16 protein-coding genes are annotated in these 14,614 nt (G+C 70.9%); 10 read left to right on the forward strand and 6 right to left on the reverse strand.

Annotated features, from left to right (window positions below):
• Positions 1-138: 138 nt before the first annotated feature.
• From OHB13_RS15680 to serC, 7 genes are all read left to right on the forward strand, one after another.
• Complete coding sequence (locus OHB13_RS15680) at positions 139-1,746, forward strand: sensor histidine kinase (protein WP_328377534.1); 1,608 nt, start codon at positions 139-141, stop codon at positions 1,744-1,746.
• On the forward strand, positions 1,743-2,144 hold the full coding sequence (locus tag OHB13_RS15685) for a roadblock/LC7 domain-containing protein (protein ID WP_266855721.1): 402 nt from the start codon (positions 1,743-1,745) through the stop codon (positions 2,142-2,144). The genes OHB13_RS15680 and OHB13_RS15685 overlap by 4 nt, the downstream gene beginning before the upstream one ends.
• Positions 2,141-2,515 carry a DUF742 domain-containing protein gene (locus tag OHB13_RS15690; RefSeq protein ID WP_266855720.1) on the forward strand — a complete coding sequence of 125 codons (375 nt, stop codon included), beginning with the start codon at positions 2,141-2,143 and terminating at the stop codon, positions 2,513-2,515. Before OHB13_RS15685 ends, OHB13_RS15690 begins: the two co-directional genes overlap by 4 nt.
• Complete coding sequence (locus tag OHB13_RS15695) at positions 2,496-3,143, forward strand: GTP-binding protein (RefSeq protein ID WP_266855719.1); 648 nt, start codon at positions 2,496-2,498, stop codon at positions 3,141-3,143. Before OHB13_RS15690 ends, OHB13_RS15695 begins: the two co-directional genes overlap by 20 nt.
• Positions 3,140-4,363: a cytochrome P450 gene (locus tag OHB13_RS15700; RefSeq protein WP_328377535.1), complete on the forward strand. Its 1,224-nt coding sequence runs from the start codon at positions 3,140-3,142 to the stop codon at positions 4,361-4,363. The genes OHB13_RS15695 and OHB13_RS15700 overlap by 4 nt, the downstream gene beginning before the upstream one ends.
• A gap of 46 nt (positions 4,364-4,409) precedes the next feature.
• The gene (locus OHB13_RS15705; RefSeq protein WP_328377536.1) at positions 4,410-5,654 is read left to right on the forward strand and encodes a cytochrome P450 family protein; all 1,245 of its coding nucleotides are present in this window, start codon (positions 4,410-4,412) and stop codon (positions 5,652-5,654) included.
• A gap of 142 nt (positions 5,655-5,796) precedes the next feature.
• Entirely contained in the window at positions 5,797-6,915 is a 1,119-nt protein-coding gene (gene serC, locus OHB13_RS15710; protein ID WP_328377537.1) for a phosphoserine transaminase, read from the forward strand.
• Positions 6,916-7,014: 99 nt separating this feature from the next.
• On the opposite strand, the gene OHB13_RS15715 is transcribed toward serC, so the two are convergent.
• Entirely contained in the window at positions 7,015-7,995 is a 981-nt protein-coding gene (locus tag OHB13_RS15715) for a helix-turn-helix transcriptional regulator (protein WP_328377538.1), read from the reverse strand.
• Positions 7,996-8,170: 175 nt separating this feature from the next.
• Here OHB13_RS15715 and OHB13_RS15720 point away from each other — a divergent pair, with 175 nt between their 5' ends.
• From OHB13_RS15720 to OHB13_RS15730, 3 genes are all read left to right on the forward strand, one after another.
• Positions 8,171-8,593 carry a VOC family protein gene (locus tag OHB13_RS15720; protein ID WP_328377539.1) on the forward strand — a complete coding sequence of 141 codons (423 nt, stop codon included), beginning with the start codon at positions 8,171-8,173 and terminating at the stop codon, positions 8,591-8,593.
• 103 nt (positions 8,594-8,696) lie between these two features.
• Positions 8,697-9,728, forward strand: a complete 1,032-nt coding sequence (locus tag OHB13_RS15725) for an aldo/keto reductase (protein WP_328377540.1) — start codon at positions 8,697-8,699, stop codon at positions 9,726-9,728.
• Between the two features lie 7 nt (positions 9,729-9,735).
• On the forward strand, positions 9,736-10,830 hold the full coding sequence (locus OHB13_RS15730) for a winged helix DNA-binding domain-containing protein (RefSeq protein WP_328377541.1): 1,095 nt from the start codon (positions 9,736-9,738) through the stop codon (positions 10,828-10,830).
• 103 nt (positions 10,831-10,933) lie between these two features.
• Here OHB13_RS15730 and OHB13_RS15735 read toward each other — a convergent pair whose 3' ends face one another.
• The 5 genes from OHB13_RS15735 to OHB13_RS15755 all read right to left on the reverse strand — a co-directional run bounded on the left by OHB13_RS15735 (position 10,934) and on the right by OHB13_RS15755 (position 14,455).
• Positions 10,934-11,548 carry a TetR/AcrR family transcriptional regulator gene (locus tag OHB13_RS15735; protein ID WP_328377542.1) on the reverse strand — a complete coding sequence of 205 codons (615 nt, stop codon included), beginning with the start codon at positions 11,546-11,548 and terminating at the stop codon, positions 10,934-10,936.
• Positions 11,545-13,035 carry an MFS transporter gene (locus OHB13_RS15740; RefSeq protein WP_328377543.1) on the reverse strand — a complete coding sequence of 497 codons (1,491 nt, stop codon included), beginning with the start codon at positions 13,033-13,035 and terminating at the stop codon, positions 11,545-11,547. Before OHB13_RS15740 ends, OHB13_RS15735 begins: the two co-directional genes overlap by 4 nt.
• 150 nt (positions 13,036-13,185) lie before the next feature.
• Positions 13,186-13,758 carry a GNAT family N-acetyltransferase gene (locus tag OHB13_RS15745; RefSeq protein ID WP_405944390.1) on the reverse strand — a complete coding sequence of 191 codons (573 nt, stop codon included), beginning with the start codon at positions 13,756-13,758 and terminating at the stop codon, positions 13,186-13,188.
• 23 nt (positions 13,759-13,781) lie between these two features.
• The gene (locus OHB13_RS15750) at positions 13,782-14,192 is read right to left on the reverse strand and encodes a type II toxin-antitoxin system VapC family toxin (RefSeq protein ID WP_266855709.1); all 411 of its coding nucleotides are present in this window, start codon (positions 14,190-14,192) and stop codon (positions 13,782-13,784) included.
• A complete protein-coding gene (locus OHB13_RS15755; protein WP_266855708.1) occupies positions 14,189-14,455 on the reverse strand; it encodes a hypothetical protein in 267 nt (88 codons plus the stop codon). Before OHB13_RS15755 ends, OHB13_RS15750 begins: the two co-directional genes overlap by 4 nt.
• Positions 14,456-14,614 lie beyond the last annotated feature (159 nt).

A 14,614-nucleotide genomic window follows, 5' to 3' on the forward strand; every position in this document is an offset into this window, starting at 1 on the left:
AACTTCCCAAACCGATCACCAACCCTCCTATAGTTGACAGGCGTTACGCAGGAATACTCGTGTCCCTTTAACCCATTCATGACCGCTTTACTCCACCCTTACCCCTTCTGACCTATCCGTCCATGAGGACTCCGCCAGATGACAGAGCGCCCCCCGCTCCGCCCGACCGCGCTGGCTCTGCTGATCTCCGTGATCGCTTCGGGCCTGCTGTGCGTATGGGCGGTGGCCGCAGCCCCCGACCACATACGCACCCCACTCGCCTGGTGCTCGGCCGGGGCAGCCCTGCTGTTCAGCGCCGCTGTCGCCATCGCCGTCCACGCGGTGACGTACGCCACCAGAACATCGCGGGACCTCCGCGCCCGGATCGATCAACTCACGGGGGAGAACTCGCAGTTCGGCGCGCGGACCGCCCGCCTCACCGCCGAGTACGAGGCCCGGATCACCCAGCTCACCGCCGCCCACGAGGCGAGAGAAGCCGAGCTGATCGGGCAGCGTGAAGCCACCGCCGCCGGGCTCACCGGCGAGTACAACGCGAGGACCGCCCAGCTGAACGCCCGGATCAGCCGCGCCGAGTCCGTGCGCTCCGCCGCCCTGTCGGCGGCCGCCAACGCCGCAGGCCGGATGCAGGCCCTGGCCACCGGGATGCTCGCCGACCTCCGCGAGATGGAGCACCGGCACACCGACGAGGACGTACTCGGCGATCTGCTGCACCTCGACCACCGCACGGCCCAGGCGGGCCGGCTGGCCGACTCCATCGCCGTCCTGGCCGGTGCGCGCTCCGGACGCCGCTGGGCGAAGCCGATCGTCATGGAGTCGATCCTGCGCGGGGCGATGGGCCGGATCGCCGGCTACCAGCGGGTACGCCTCCACTCGACCAGCGAGATCGCCATCGCGGGCCACGCGGCCGAGGGCATCATGCACGCGCTCGCCGAACTCCTGGACAACGCGGCGAACTTCTCGCCGCCCACCGCCGAAGTGCATGTGTACGTCGAGGAGGTCCCGGCCGGCGTCATCGTCACCATTGAGGACAGCGGCCTGGTCATGAGCGACGTCCAGCTGCGCCGCGCCGAGCGGGCCGTCACATCGGAGACCACCCAGCAGACCGACCTCGCCGGCCTCTCCGGGACCAGGCTCGGCCTCGCGGTGGTCGGGCGGCTGGCCCGCAAGCACGGACTGACCGTGTCCTTCCGCCCGTCGGCGCGCGGCGGCACCGGTGTCCTGGTGCTGCTCCCGCACGAGCTGATCACCCGCACACCCCGGCCGACCACACCGGCCCCCCTGGCCACACCGGCCCCCCTGGCACAGCACACCCGGCCGGCTGCCGCGCCGTCCCCGCTGTCCCCGTCCGCCACCCAGGCCCTGCTCACCTCGCAGACCGCCGAGGCGGCGCAGGCCACCGAGGCCCCGCAGGCCGCACCGGCCCCGCTGCCCATGCGTACCCCCGCAACCACATCCGCGCCCGCGTCCCCACCCACGGAAGCAGGCGCAGAGCCCAGCACCACAGGGCAGCCCACCCCCGAGCCCGAACCCGAACCCCACCACGCCTCACCCGAGTTGGGCGAGAGCGGCCTGCCCAAGCGGCGGCGCGGCCAGACCATGGCGGCGGCGCATCCGGAAGGCACCGGGATCCCCGGATCGGCCAAGCCCGTCGACTCGACCTCCTCCACGACATCCGCCGCCAGGTTCAGCACGTTCCGCCAGGCCGTACGTGGCGATTCCCCGAACCCGGAAGGCAGCAGCTCATGAGCACGACCACCACCGACGAGAAGCTCAACTGGCTCCTGGAGAGCCTTCTTGAGCGCACCCCGGGCGCCCGGCACGCCCTGGTTCTCTCCCGTGACGGCCTCAAGCTCTGCCGTACGTCGGCGCTCTCCGTCGACCAGGCCGACCAGCTGGCCGCCATCTCGGCCGGTATCCAGTCGCTGTCGCACGGCGCGTCCATCGAGTTCGGCGACGGCACCGGCGGCGTGCGGACCGCGATGGCCGAGTTCTACGGCGGCGTGCTGTTCATCGTCGAGGCGGGTGACGGCGCCCACCTCTCCGTCGTCGCCGACGAGTCCGCCGACGTCGGCCTCATCGGGCACAACATGAGCGAACTGGTCGAGCAGCTGGGCGAACACCTCAGTGCGGAGCCACGCGCGTGACCGCCCCCGTGCCCAGGCCCCGGCCTGGCCGGGACGACGACCCGGACCGCCTCTACACCGTCACCGGTGGGCGCAGCAGATCCGACGCCACGGCGTTCGACCTGGTGACCCTGGTCGTCGGCGAGTGCGACCCGACGCCCGGAATGCAGTCCGAGCACGCCACGATCCTGCGGATGTGCGGCCGCCCCACGGCCGTCGTCGAGATCGCGGCCGGGCTGAAGCTGCCCGTGTCCATCACCCGGATCCTGCTCTGCGACCTGCTCGACACGGGCCGGATCAGCGCCCGCCACCCGCGCACCGCACGCGGCGCCGACAGCCTTCCCGACCCTCACATCCTGGAGCAGGTGCTCGTTGGACTCCGCAACCTCTAACCAGAACGCCCTGGCCCGCACCGCCGACAACGGTCTCAAGATCGTCATCGTCGGCGGGTTCGGCGCAGGGAAGACCACCATGGTCCGGTCGGTCAGCGAGATACGCCCGCTGAACACCGAGGAGACGATGACCCAGGCGGGAGCGGCCGTCGACAACCTCGACGGCGTGCAGGCCAAGACCGCCACCACCGTCGCCTTCGACTTCGGCCGCATCACCATCGACGAGCGGACGATCCTCTACCTCTTCGGCGCGCCGGGCCAGGAGCGCTTCTGGTTCCTCTGGGACCGGCTGTTCTCCGGCACGCTCGGCGCCGTCGTCCTGGTCGACACCCGCAGACTCGCCGACTCCTGGTACGCCATCGACCGCCTGGAGCACCACGGCACGCCGTTCATCGTCGCCTGCAACGACTTCGGCGGCCCGGTCCACTCCCTGGAGCAGCTCCGTGAGGCGCTGGACCTCTCCCCCGAGATCCCGCTGATCGACTGCGACGCCCGGGACCGCACGTCGAGCAAGTACGTACTGATCACGCTCCTCCAGCACCTGCACGCCCTGTCCACAGCGTCCTCAGCCACCTCAGCGTCCTCCACGACTGCCGCGACGTCCGCACGGGAGCCAAGCACCACATGACCACCGACACCCCGTCCACCGCGCCCACTCCGCTGAGCGGCCCGCGATTCCAGACGGACCCCACCCAGCTCTACCGGGAGATGCGGCGCGAACACGGCGCGGTGGCGCCGGTGCTGCTCGACGGCGACGTACCGGCCTGGCTGGTCCTCGACTACCGCGAGCTGCACCAGGTCACCGCCGATCCGGTGCTGTTCAGCCGGGACTCCGACCTGTGGAACCAGTGGGACCGCATCCCCGACGACTGGCCGATGCTGCCGATGATCGGCCGTAAGCAGCCGTCGATCCTCTACACCGTGGGCCAGCGGCACCGCGAGCGCGCCGCGATGATCGGCGACGCCCTGGAGTCGGTCGACCCGTTCGAACTGCGGCGTATCGCCGAGCAGTTCGCCGATGAGCTGATCAACTCGTTCTGCGGCAAGGGCGATACGGAGATCATCGGCCAGTACGCGATGCTGCTGCCGGTCCGGGTGCTCGCCCGGCTGTACGGCTTCCCGGACGACGAGGGCCCGGCCCTGGTCAAGGCGATGAACGACATGATCGACGGCCGCGAACTCGCCCTGGCGGGACAGCAGTACCTCGGGCAGTCGATGATGAGCCTGCTCGCCGCCCGGCAGGCGTCGCCCGCCGAGGACGTGGCCTCGCACATGCTGGGCAACGAGGCGGGCTTCACCGTCGAGGAGATCGCCCAGGACCTGATGGTCATGATGGCCGCCGGCCACCAGCCCACCGCCGACTGGATCGGCAACTCGCTGCGGCTGATGCTGACCGACGACCGGTTCACCGCCTCGCTCTCGGGCGGCCGGCACAGTGTCGCCGAGGCGATGAACGAGGTCCTCTGGGAGGACACCCCCACCCAGAACGTCGCGGGCCGCTGGGCCTCGCGCGACACCCACCTCGGCGGCCGGCACATCCAGAGCGGCGACATGCTGCTGCTCGGCATCGCGGCAGCCAACTCCGACCCGCAGGTCCGCACCGACGGTTCGGCGCTGACCGGCGGCAACAACGCCTTCTTCTCCTTCGGCCACGGCGAGCACCGCTGCCCGTTCCCGGCCCAGGAGATCGCGGAGGTCATCGCGCGTACGGGGATCGAGGTCATCCTCGACCGCCTCCCCGACGTCGACCTCGCGACCCCCGGGGAGAGCCTCACCCGGCGCCCTTCTCCCTGGCTGCGCGGCCTGTCCACCCTGCCCGTCACCTTCACTCCGGTTCCCGCGCTGTGATTCGAAGACCCTCGCAGCGCGGCCGTTCCCGCCCCAGGAGGCACAGATGAGTTGCCCGGTCGACCACGGAAGCCACGCCGAGAGCATCGCCCTGGACCCGTTCGTCCAGGATCTGAACGGTGAGAGCGCCGCCCTGCGCGCGGCGGGCCCGCTGGCCCGTGTCGTCCTGCCGGGCGGGGTCGCCTGCTACGCGGTGACGCGGCACGCCGAGGCCAGGCAGTTGCTCACCGACTCCCGTCTGGTGAAGGACATCACCATCTGGGGCGCCTGGCAGCGCGGTGAGATCCCGCTGGACTGGCCGCTGATCGGGCTGGCCAATCCGGGCCGCTCGATGCTGACGGTCGACGGCCCGGAGCACCGCAGGCTCCGTACGCTCGTCGCGCAGGCGCTGACCGTGCGCCGGGTGGATCGGCTGCGCGCCGGTATCGAGAAGCTCACCACCGGGATGCTGGACCGGCTGGCGGAGGTGCCGGCCGGGGAGACGATCGACCTGAAGGCGGAGTTCGCGTACCCGCTGCCGATGAACGTGGTCAGCGAGCTGATGGGGGTCGACTCCGTCGACCACCCCCGGCTGAAGACCCTTTTCGAGAAGTTCTTCTCGACGCAGACGCCGCCGGACGAGGTCCCGCAGATGATGGCGGACCTCGGCACCCTCTTCTCGAAGATCGTCGAGTCGAAGCGGGCCAACCCGGGCGACGACCTGACGAGCGCGCTGCTCGCGGCGTCCGAGAACGGCGATCACCTCACCACCGAGGAGATCACCAACACCCTCCAGCTGATGATCGCCGCAGGCCACGAGACGACGATCAGCCTGATCGTGAACGCGGTCGTCGCCCTCCAGGCCCACCCCGAGCAGCGCAGGATGGTGCTCGCGGGCGAGGTGCCGTGGGAGAACGTCATCGAGGAGACGCTGCGCTGGTCGACCCCGACCTCGCACGTCCTGATCCGCTTCGCGTCCGAGGACATCGAGGTGGGCGGCACGGTCCTGCCGAAGGGCGAGGGCCTGATCATCTCGTTCGGCGCGATCGGCCGCGACGAGGAGGCGCACGGCCCGACGGCGGGTGACTTCGACATCACCCGCACCAGCCCGAACCGCCACATCTCCTTCGGCCACGGCCCGCATGTCTGCCCGGGTGCCGCACTCTCCCGGCTGGAGGCGGGCGTCGCACTGCCCGCGCTGTTCGCCCGCTTCCCCGAACTGCATCTGGCGGTCCCCCCGACGGAGTTGCGCAACAAGCCGGTGGTCACTCAGAACGACCTCTTCAGCCTGCCGGTGAAACTCGGCGGCTGAACGGCACCGGGTGCGGGACGGTATCGCCCGGGACGTGCTGTCCCGGGCGGCCGTGCCCCCTTGCCGTCACGCGCCGTGGCCCCTGTCTCACCGGCCGGACCCTCTGTCCGCAAACGCCCGGAACCGGCTACGCTCCGGTCTCGTGGCTGAGATCCGGATTCCCGCTGACATCAAGCCCGCCGACGGCCGTTTCGGCGCGGGCCCCTCCAAGGTGCGTACGGAGGCGCTGGACGCCCTCGCCTCGACGGGTACTTCCCTGATGGGCACCTCCCATCGCCAAGCCCCGGTGAAGAACCTGGTCGGCGCGGTGCGCTCAGGCGTACGCGACCTCTTCCAGCTCCCCGAGGGCTACGAGGTGATCCTGGGCAACGGCGGGTCCACCGCCTTCTGGGACGTCGCGACCCACGGACTCATCGAGTCCAGGTCGCAGCACCTCAACTTCGGCGAGTTCTCGTCCAAGTTCGCCAAGGCCTCCAAGCTGGCCCCGTGGCTGGCCGAGCCGACCGTGATCGCCTCCGACCCGGGCACCCACCCGGACCCGAAGGCCGAAGCGGGCGTCGACGTGTACGCGCTGACGCACAACGAGACGTCGACGGGCGTCGCGGCCCCGATCAAGCGCGTCACCGGCGCCGACGAGGGCTCCCTCGTCCTGGTGGACGCCACATCGGGCGCGGGCGGCCTGCCGGTCGACATCACCGAGACCGACGTCTACTACTTCGCCCCGCAGAAGTCCTTCGCCTCCGACGGCGGCCTGTGGATCGGTGTGTTCTCCCCGGCGGCGCTGGAGCGCGCGGCGCGCGTCCACGCGTCGGGCCGGCACATCCCGGAGTTCTTCAGCCTGCCGACGGCGATCGACAACTCGCTCAAGAACCAGACGTACAACACCCCGGCCCTCGCCACGCTCTTCCTCCTGAACGAGCAGCTGACCTGGATGAACACCCAGGGCGGCCTGGACTGGACGGTCAGCCGCACGGCGGCGTCCGCGCGCGCCCTGTACGGCTGGGCCGAGCAGTCCAAGTACGCGACCCCGTTCGTCACCGACCCCGCGAAGCGCTCGCAGGTCATCGGCACGATCGACTTCGCGGACGAGATCGACGCGACCGCGATCGCGAAGGCGCTGCGCGCCAACGGCATCGTGGACACCGAGCCGTACCGCAAGCTGGGCCGCAACCAGCTGCGGGTGGCGATGTTCCCGGCGATCGACCCGAAGGACGTCGAGGCGCTGACGGCCTGCATCGACTACGTGATCGAGCAGCTGTAACCGAACGGCTGTCAGGGCCACGGCCCGCATGACGAAGGGCCCCTCCCACCGAAGCCCGGCGGCAGGGGCCCTTCGCCGTACCGCGTCACAGGTGCCTGCTCAGTCGTGGGTTCTCGCCGCGTGGGCGTAGCGGGCGGCGAGGTCCCCGAACGCGGTGGCCAGTTGGGGCGGGCCGATGACCTCGATATCGGTGTCGAAGCGGCCGATGGCGACGGCGAGGCCGGTCCATGACCAGGAGCCGAGGGTGAGCCGGCAGCGGTGGGGGCCGAGCTCCACGACGACTCCGTCCTGGGCGAAGGGCGCGACATCGGCGGCCGGGAGGCCGAGGACGACTTCGCCCCGGCAGGGCCAGTCGGTGGTGGTGCCGTCGTTGCCGCGGAACCGGCTGGTGACGAAGGTGGAGACGTCACCGCCGGGGAGTTCACGCGGGGCGAAGCGGGGGCCGGTGGGTGTGCGGGGCCGGATGCGGTCGACGCGGAAGATGCGCCAGTCCCCGCGGTGGAGGTCCCAGGCCACCAGGTACCAGCGGTGCCGCCAGGTGACCAGGTGGTGGGGTTGTACGCGGCGGGCGTCATCGGCCGGGGTGCCGGGGCCCGGGGTGTAGTCGAAGCGCAGTTCCTCGCGGGCGTGGATGGCGCGGCTCAGGTCCACCAGGACCTGGGCGTCGGCCCGGGGGGTGTCGCCGGCCGCTGCGGGCGGCTGGACGGCGGTGATGTGCAACAGGTCGATGCGGTGGCGCAGGCGGGGCGGCATGACCTGGCGGAGGGTGGCCAGCGCGCGGGAAGCGTCTTCGGGGACGGTGGTGCCGGCGGCCGCGGTCTGGAGTGCGACGGCCAGGGCGACGGCCTGCTCGTCGTCGAACAGCATGGGCGGCAGGTGGGTGCCGGCCTCCAGGCGGTAGCCGCCGGCCGGTCCCTTGACGGTCGTGATCGGGTAGTCGAGTTCGCGCAGGCGGTCGATGTCACGGCGCACGGTGCGCGAGGTGATGCCGAGCCGCTCGGCGAGATCGTCGCCTGACCAGTCACGGGGCGTTTGAAGCAGCGAGAGCAGCGCGAGCAGCCGGGCGGACGTTTTATGCATGACACCCACACCCCCTGGAGTACCGGCCAGATAGTACCGGACACATCCTGTCCTCTACCCCTGCCATCGTGGCATACGAGCCGTTCGGGAGGCATGGCCCCCTGGTCACGGCTGCCGCCGCTCGGCATCGACGGCCGACGGCGCACAGGTGTCACATCGAGGCAAGGAGCAGGTCATGTCCGTCACGACCACCACTCACCTGAACTTCCGGGGTACCGCACGTGAGGCGCTGGACTACTACCGGTCCGTCTTCGGCGGACGTACGGTCGCCGTCACCTACAAGGACGCGGGCGCCGTACGGAACGAGAGCGAGGCGGACTGGGTGATGTGGGGCGAGGTGGCCGGCGACAACGGCTTCCACGTCATGGCCTACGACGTGCCCTCGCATCTGCCCTGGAACCAGGGCGAGAACCCGTTCTTCGTCTCCGTTCGCGGCGACGACACCGAGGAGATCCGCACCCTGTGGGGCAAGCTCGCCGAGGGCTCGGCCATCGTCAGCCCACTGGAGCCCGCGCAGTGGGCGCCGCTGTACGGCATGCTCACCGACCGCTTCGGCATCACCTGGGTCCTGGACGTCACCGCTCCGTACAACGGCTGAGCCGAGCCGACTCGCCTGCGCCGTCCGGGCCGCCGCAGCCACCCGGGCGGCCCGGACGGCGCGGGCACCGACCACGTACAGCAGCGGAAGGAGACGGGCCACCGTGAGAATGCGGAAACTGGGACGGACCGGTATCGAAGTCAGCGCCTACTGCCTGGGCACCATGGTGTTCGGCAAGATGGGCAATCCGGATCACGACGACTGCGCGCGCATGATCCACCGGGCGCTGGACGAGGGCATCAACTTCGTCGACACCGCCGACGTCTACGGCTACAGCGAGACCGAGGAGATCGTCGGAAAGGCCCTCAGGGGACGCCGCGACGAGGTCGTGCTGGCGACCAAGTTCAACGGACCGATGGGCGAGGGCCCCAACCGCGGCGGCAGCTCCCGGCGCTGGGTCGTCCAGGCGGTCGAGGGCTCGCTGAAGCGGCTGCGGACCGACTACATCGACCTCTACCAGATCCACCACCCGGACCCGTACACGGACATCGAGGAGACCCTCTCCGCGCTCACCGACCTCGTGCGCGCCGGGAAGGTCCGGGCGATCGGCTCCTCCAACCTGCCGGCCTCGGAAATCGTGGAAGCCCAGTGGGTGTCCGAGCGGCGCGGACTGCACCGCCTGCGCACCGAGCAGCCCACCTACTCCCTCCTCAACCGCGGCATCGAGCGGGAGATCCTGCCCGCCTGCCACCGCTACGGCCTGGGCGTTCTGGTGTGGAGCCCGCTGGCCATGGGCCTGCTCACCGGCCGCTACCGCAAGAACGCGCCGCGGCCGGACAACGCCCGCATGCACTGGGTCTCCCGGCACCTCACCGACGAGCGCAAGCTCGACGCGGTCGAGCAACTGCTCACCCTCGCCGAAGAAACCGGCCACTCCCTCACACACCTGGCCATGGCCTTCGCCACCGGCCATCCCGACGTCACCTCCGCCATCATCGGCCCGCGCACCATGGACCAGCTGGACGACGTGCTCGCCGGCGCCACCCTCACCCTCGGCGACGGCATCCTCGACAAGATCGACGCGATCGTCCCGCCCGGCACCGACATCGGCCCGCTGGACGTGTCCTACACGCCTCCCTCCCTCACCCACACGGAACTGCGCCGACGCCCGTCCCACGAGCGAGCCGCCGCGTGAGAACGCCATGACTGTCCTCGACGCCCGTGCCCTCAACCGCGCCACCCTCGCCCGCCAGCACCTGCTCACGCGCAGCGACAGCTCCGTGCCGGAGGCAGTGGCCCATCTGTGCGGCTTGCAGGCGCAGGATCCTCAGGAACCCTTCACCGGGCTGTGGTCCCGCCTGTCCGATTTCGAACCCGAGCAACTCGACGCTGCGCTGACCGGTCGCGTGGTGGTCCGCACCCACCTGATGCGGCGCACCGTCCACCTCGTCACCGCCGGCGACGCGCTCACCTGGCGGGCCCGCCACGACACCATGCTGCGCGGGCGAGTACTGGGAACCTACCGGCGCGAACTGGCCGGCATCGACGTGGACGAGGTCGCCGCCGCCGGCCGCGCGGTCATGGCCGACCAGCGGCCCCGCACCATGACCGAGCTCGTACAGGCTCTTGAAGACCGCTGGCCCGGCCCACCACGCCGCGTCCTGGGCGAGCTGCTCGTCGCAGCCCTCATCCCCATGGCCCAACTCCCGCCCCGCGGCCTGTGGCACCAGACCGCCGGCGTACGCAACCTGCCGTTGAGTACCTGGCTGGAACAGGACATCGATCCCCTTCCCGCCGATGGCAGCGATCCCGTCGGACGGCAACTGCTGCACCGCTACCTCGCCGCGTACGGGCCCGCGGCCGGCGCGGATCTGCGTGCCTGGTGCGGCCTCACCGGCCTTCCCGCCGCCGTCAGAGCGGCCCGGGAGGAACTCGTCGTCTTCCGTGACGAACGCGGCCGCGAACTGCTCGACCTGCCCGACGCGCCCCGCCCCCACCCCGACACCCCGGCCCCCGTCCGGTTCCTTCCGGCCTTCGACAACGCCATCCTCGGCTACCACGACCGCAGCCGCATCATCGACGCCCCCCACCTCGGTCTGTCCGTCGCGGGCCACCGCACCGTCCTCGTTGACGGACGCGTCACCGCCACCTGGACCGTGCGCGACCACCAACTCCGCATCAGCCCCCTACGGCCCCTCACCACCCTGGAACAGGAGGCCGTTCACACCGAAGCCCAGGACCTGGCCGCCTTCCTGGACAACGGCATCGAACACATCCACCTCGACACCGAAAGCTGACGGTCGCCCACTCCAGGTGGGGCCCGGCATTCGTCAGAACTTCGGCTAGAACTTCGGCTCAGGCACCGGCAATTCAGGCACCGTCGATTCAGACATCGCCGATTCAGGCACCGTCGATCAGCCGCTGGAGCGCCGGCCCGCACAGCTCGGCCAGCCGTTCGGGCGTGGCCAGTTCACCGGCGCCGGGCCGGTGCAGGCTGAGTGCCGCGCCGATGCCGAGCAGCTGCCCGGCGATCAGCTCCGCGCGCAGTTCGCGCTCGTCGCCGGTGAGGCGGGCGGCCAGCCGGGACGTGACCTGGTCGCGGAAGCGCTCATTGATCAGGGAGCGCTCGTCACGGTTGCCGAGGGAGAACACGACGCGCAGCAGCGGGTCGGCCTGCTGGGCACGTCGGCTCCGTACCAGCGAGAGCACCATGTGCCGGCCGAGCGAGCCGAGGGGTGCGTCGAACAGCTCGTCGGCGGCCGGCCCGAAGTCGGTGACCGTGTTGAACAGCTCCTCCTTCGTCCGGAACCGCTTCACGATCAGCGAGGCGCTCACACCCGCGTCGGCGGCGATCCCGCGCATGGTCACCTCGGCGTACGGGCGCCGGGTGAACGCGCGCCGGGCGGCGAGCAGGATGGCATCCCGCCCACTGGTCCCCACGTCGGCACCCGTACCCGCGCCCGAACTCGTCCCCGTACCCGTACCCACACCCGCATCCGTACCGCCAACGGTCATGCATCCTCCCGGACAGGCACCTTCGAACCTCGCTCCCCGACGCTACCGGCCGGGACCGCCGAGCTGCCCGGGATGCACAGCGTGACGGCCAGCGCGGCGAGCGCGGCACCCGCCGCGATCAGGAAGACCAGCAGATACGCGTGCAGGGTGGGCGCGGTGCGGCCGCCGACCCGGAAGGTGACGTTGGCGAGTACGGCGGCGACCACGGCCGAGCAGAAAGCCTGTCCGACCGAGCGCATCAGAGTGTTGAGCCCGTTGGCCGCCCCGGTCTCGCTCACCGGGACCGCGCGCATCACGAGCGAGGGCAGCGCGGAGTACGCGAGGGCGGTACCGGAGGCCACCACGGTGGCGCCCACGATGATCAGCCACAGGCTGTGACTGGTGAAGAAGCGCACCAGATACCCGACGGCCAGGACGCCCGAGGCGAGCGCGAGCGTGACCTTGGGCCCGTACCGGGCGGAGATCCGGGCGGAGACCGGCGAGAGCGCCACCATGGAGAGCCCGCCCGGCAGCAGACAGAGCCCGCCCACCACGATCGAGGCGCCGAGACCGTATCCGGTGCTCTTCGGCTCCTGCACCATCTGGGCGGTGGAGAGGGAGTTGGCGTAGAAGGCGAAGCCGATGAGCAGCGCGGCCAGGTTGGCGAACAGCACCGAGGGCCTGGCCGAGACCCGCAGGTCGACCACGGGCGACGAGACGCCCAGCTCGTAACGGCCCCAGACGAGCCCGATCACGACGGCGGCGACGAACAGCCCGACGACCCGGGCTGACCCCCAGCCCCACTCGCCGCCCTGGGTGGTGGCGAGCAGCAGACAGACCAGCGCCGCGCTCAGCCCGAGCGCGCCCAGCGCGTCGAACCGGCCGCGCGTACGCAGCGAGGACTCCGGGACGAAGGTCAGCACCAGCACGATGTCCAGCACCCCGAGCGCGCCCGAGGCCCAGAACATGGTGTGCCAGTCGGAGTGCTCGATGACGAACGCGGCGATGGGCAGCCCGACGGCCGCGCCGATCCCCAGCGTCGAACTCATCAGGGCGACGGACGACAGCACCCTGACGGGCGGCAGTTCGTCCCGCATGATGCTGATCCCCAGCGGTACGACGGCGAGCGCGGCCCCCTGGAGCGCGCGCCCGGTGATCAGCACCCCGATGTCGGAGCTGACCGCACAGAGCACGGACCCGACGACCAGCACCCCGAGCGCGGCGACGAGCACCCGCCGCTTCCCGTACATGTCCCCGACCCGCCCCAGCACGGGCGTACAGACGGCCCCGGTCAGCAGCGTGACGGTGACGAGCCAGCTGGCGGCGGCCGGGGTCGAGCCGGTGAGCGCCGGTACGTGCGGCAGCAGCGGCACGACGAGCGTCTGCATGACGGCGACGACGACACCGCAGAAGGCGAGCACACCGACGAACATGCGGGGGTGGGGTGCCTGGTCCGCTTCGGCGGGTGCGCCTGCGGGTGCTTCGGGTCTGGGTATGGCTGGGGACATGGCTCTCCGTCGGGCTCGCGGTGTGGCGTGGGGCCCGTGCGTGATGCCAGGGGTGCACAGGCGTTCACCCCTAGGGTAAACGCCTGTGCACCCCCCAGGGCCCGGACGGAAGAGGGGGCAGCCCCAGGTGGAAGGGCGGAGCGGACAGGCTCAGGCACGAGGGTGGCCGGGAGCGGGCGGCAGCACCAGCCGCCACCGCACCTCGCCGTCCTGCCGCTCCTCGGTGGGAGCGAGCCCGACTGCCCTGGCCACAGCAGCGGATACCGCATGATCCGGATGGATGTGCGCGACCACCTCCCGTACGCCGCCCACCTCCCCGAACCACGCCACCAGCGCGGCCACCGCCTCCTTGGCGATCCCCCGCCCCTGCCACGGCGCCCCCACCACCCACGCGACTTCGGCGACGGGCCCTGCGACGGTGGCCTGCACGGTCCCGGCCAGGCACTCCTCCGTACGCAACCGGATCACCCAGTTCCACCAGACCACCGCAGGATCGGGCGACCCGGCGACCTGACGCCCGTACCGGGCCCGCAGCTCGTCGACGTCCATGGGGCTGCCGCCGATGAACGCGTGAAGGCCCGGATCGGACAGCGCTACGGCCATCTCCTCGGCATCCGACACACGGAGCGGCAGCAGATCGAGCCGCGCGGTGCGCATGGCAGCCGGAGCGGCGGCGGAGCCAGGGGCAGGGACGGCGCTCGGGTCGTTCATCGGGGTACGCATCCGGCGAGAGTACGCAGGGCCACCTACGGGAGCAGGGTGAGCGCGGAGACGTGCGCCGGCTGGATGACGCTGAAGTGCCGGCGATCGAGCGTGGCCACATGACCGACGCCGAAACGCTCGGCCACCGCGACCACCGAGGCGTCGACCCCGCCAAGCGGGAAATCGGCGTACTGAAGGACGAGCTCGCCCATGCGGTTCAGGTCGGCCGGAGTGAGATGGACCAGTTCGAACGTCCCCCGGGCAACCTCGGCGAGGAAGGCCGCCTCAACTTTGGGCCAGCGCTCCAGCAGCCAGCACACCTCGGTAAGGACGGGGCTGGGCAGCAGTCGACGGCCGCTCAGCGAAAGAAGGAGCGATGCGCACTCAGCGTGTCGACGGTCGTTCGCGTTCAGCGCTGCTGCCAGAGGTCCCGTGTCCAGGACCGTGGCCCTCACGCCTGGTCGCCGAAGCGCTCGCGCATCCGTTCGCGGATGTGGTCGTCATGCCGTTCCGCCATGTCTGCGGGCCCGTCGACGCTGCCGATCAGGGCAGCCAGCCCCTCGGGTGCAGCATCGGCCGAGTGCGCAGTGGGCAGCGACTCCGCAACGTGAGCAAGCTCGGCATCCTGGGTGACGAGCAGCCGCAGGCGACGCACCTGGGGCGGCGTGAGCCGGTCCACCAAGTGGTGCATGTCCTCGTAGTCGTACGCAGCAGTCACGCGAGCAGTGTAGGACGACGCACGGCATACCGGCACAGGTCGGCCCGATCCGTACGGGCCCGCCCTCCACGGAACGCCTGGCCCGCGACCGAGCTCGACATCGGGGCCCCCGCCCGCGCCGCATAAAATGAATCACCCATCCACGCAGCACCGCCCGCC

It is taken from the genome of Streptomyces sp. NBC_00440, from assembly GCF_036014215.1.
In the GTDB taxonomy this organism is placed as follows: Bacteria; Actinomycetota; Actinomycetes; order Streptomycetales; family Streptomycetaceae; genus Streptomyces.

Bases quoted from the DNA above. Each gene is read 5' to 3' on its own strand.
- OHB13_RS15735 (WP_328377542.1), bottom strand. From the start codon at position 11,548: ATGACCGTTGGCGGTACGGATGCGGGTGTGGGTACGGGTACGGGGACG.
- OHB13_RS15720 (WP_328377539.1), top strand. From the start codon at position 8,171: ATGTCCGTCACGACCACCACTCACCTGAACTTCCGGGGTACCGCACGT.
- OHB13_RS15740 (WP_328377543.1), bottom strand. From the start codon at position 13,035: ATGTCCCCAGCCATACCCAGACCCGAAGCACCCGCAGGCGCACCCGCC.
- OHB13_RS15715 (WP_328377538.1), bottom strand. From the start codon at position 7,995: ATGCATAAAACGTCCGCCCGGCTGCTCGCGCTGCTCTCGCTGCTTCAA.
- OHB13_RS15745 (WP_405944390.1), bottom strand. From the start codon at position 13,758: ATGCGTACCCCGATGAACGACCCGAGCGCCGTCCCTGCCCCTGGCTCC.
- OHB13_RS15680 (WP_328377534.1), top strand. From the start codon at position 139: ATGACAGAGCGCCCCCCGCTCCGCCCGACCGCGCTGGCTCTGCTGATC.
- OHB13_RS15685 (WP_266855721.1), top strand. From the start codon at position 1,743: ATGAGCACGACCACCACCGACGAGAAGCTCAACTGGCTCCTGGAGAGC.
- OHB13_RS15730 (WP_328377541.1), top strand. From the start codon at position 9,736: ATGACTGTCCTCGACGCCCGTGCCCTCAACCGCGCCACCCTCGCCCGC.
- OHB13_RS15700 (WP_328377535.1), top strand. From the start codon at position 3,140: ATGACCACCGACACCCCGTCCACCGCGCCCACTCCGCTGAGCGGCCCG.
- OHB13_RS15705 (WP_328377536.1), top strand. From the start codon at position 4,410: ATGAGTTGCCCGGTCGACCACGGAAGCCACGCCGAGAGCATCGCCCTG.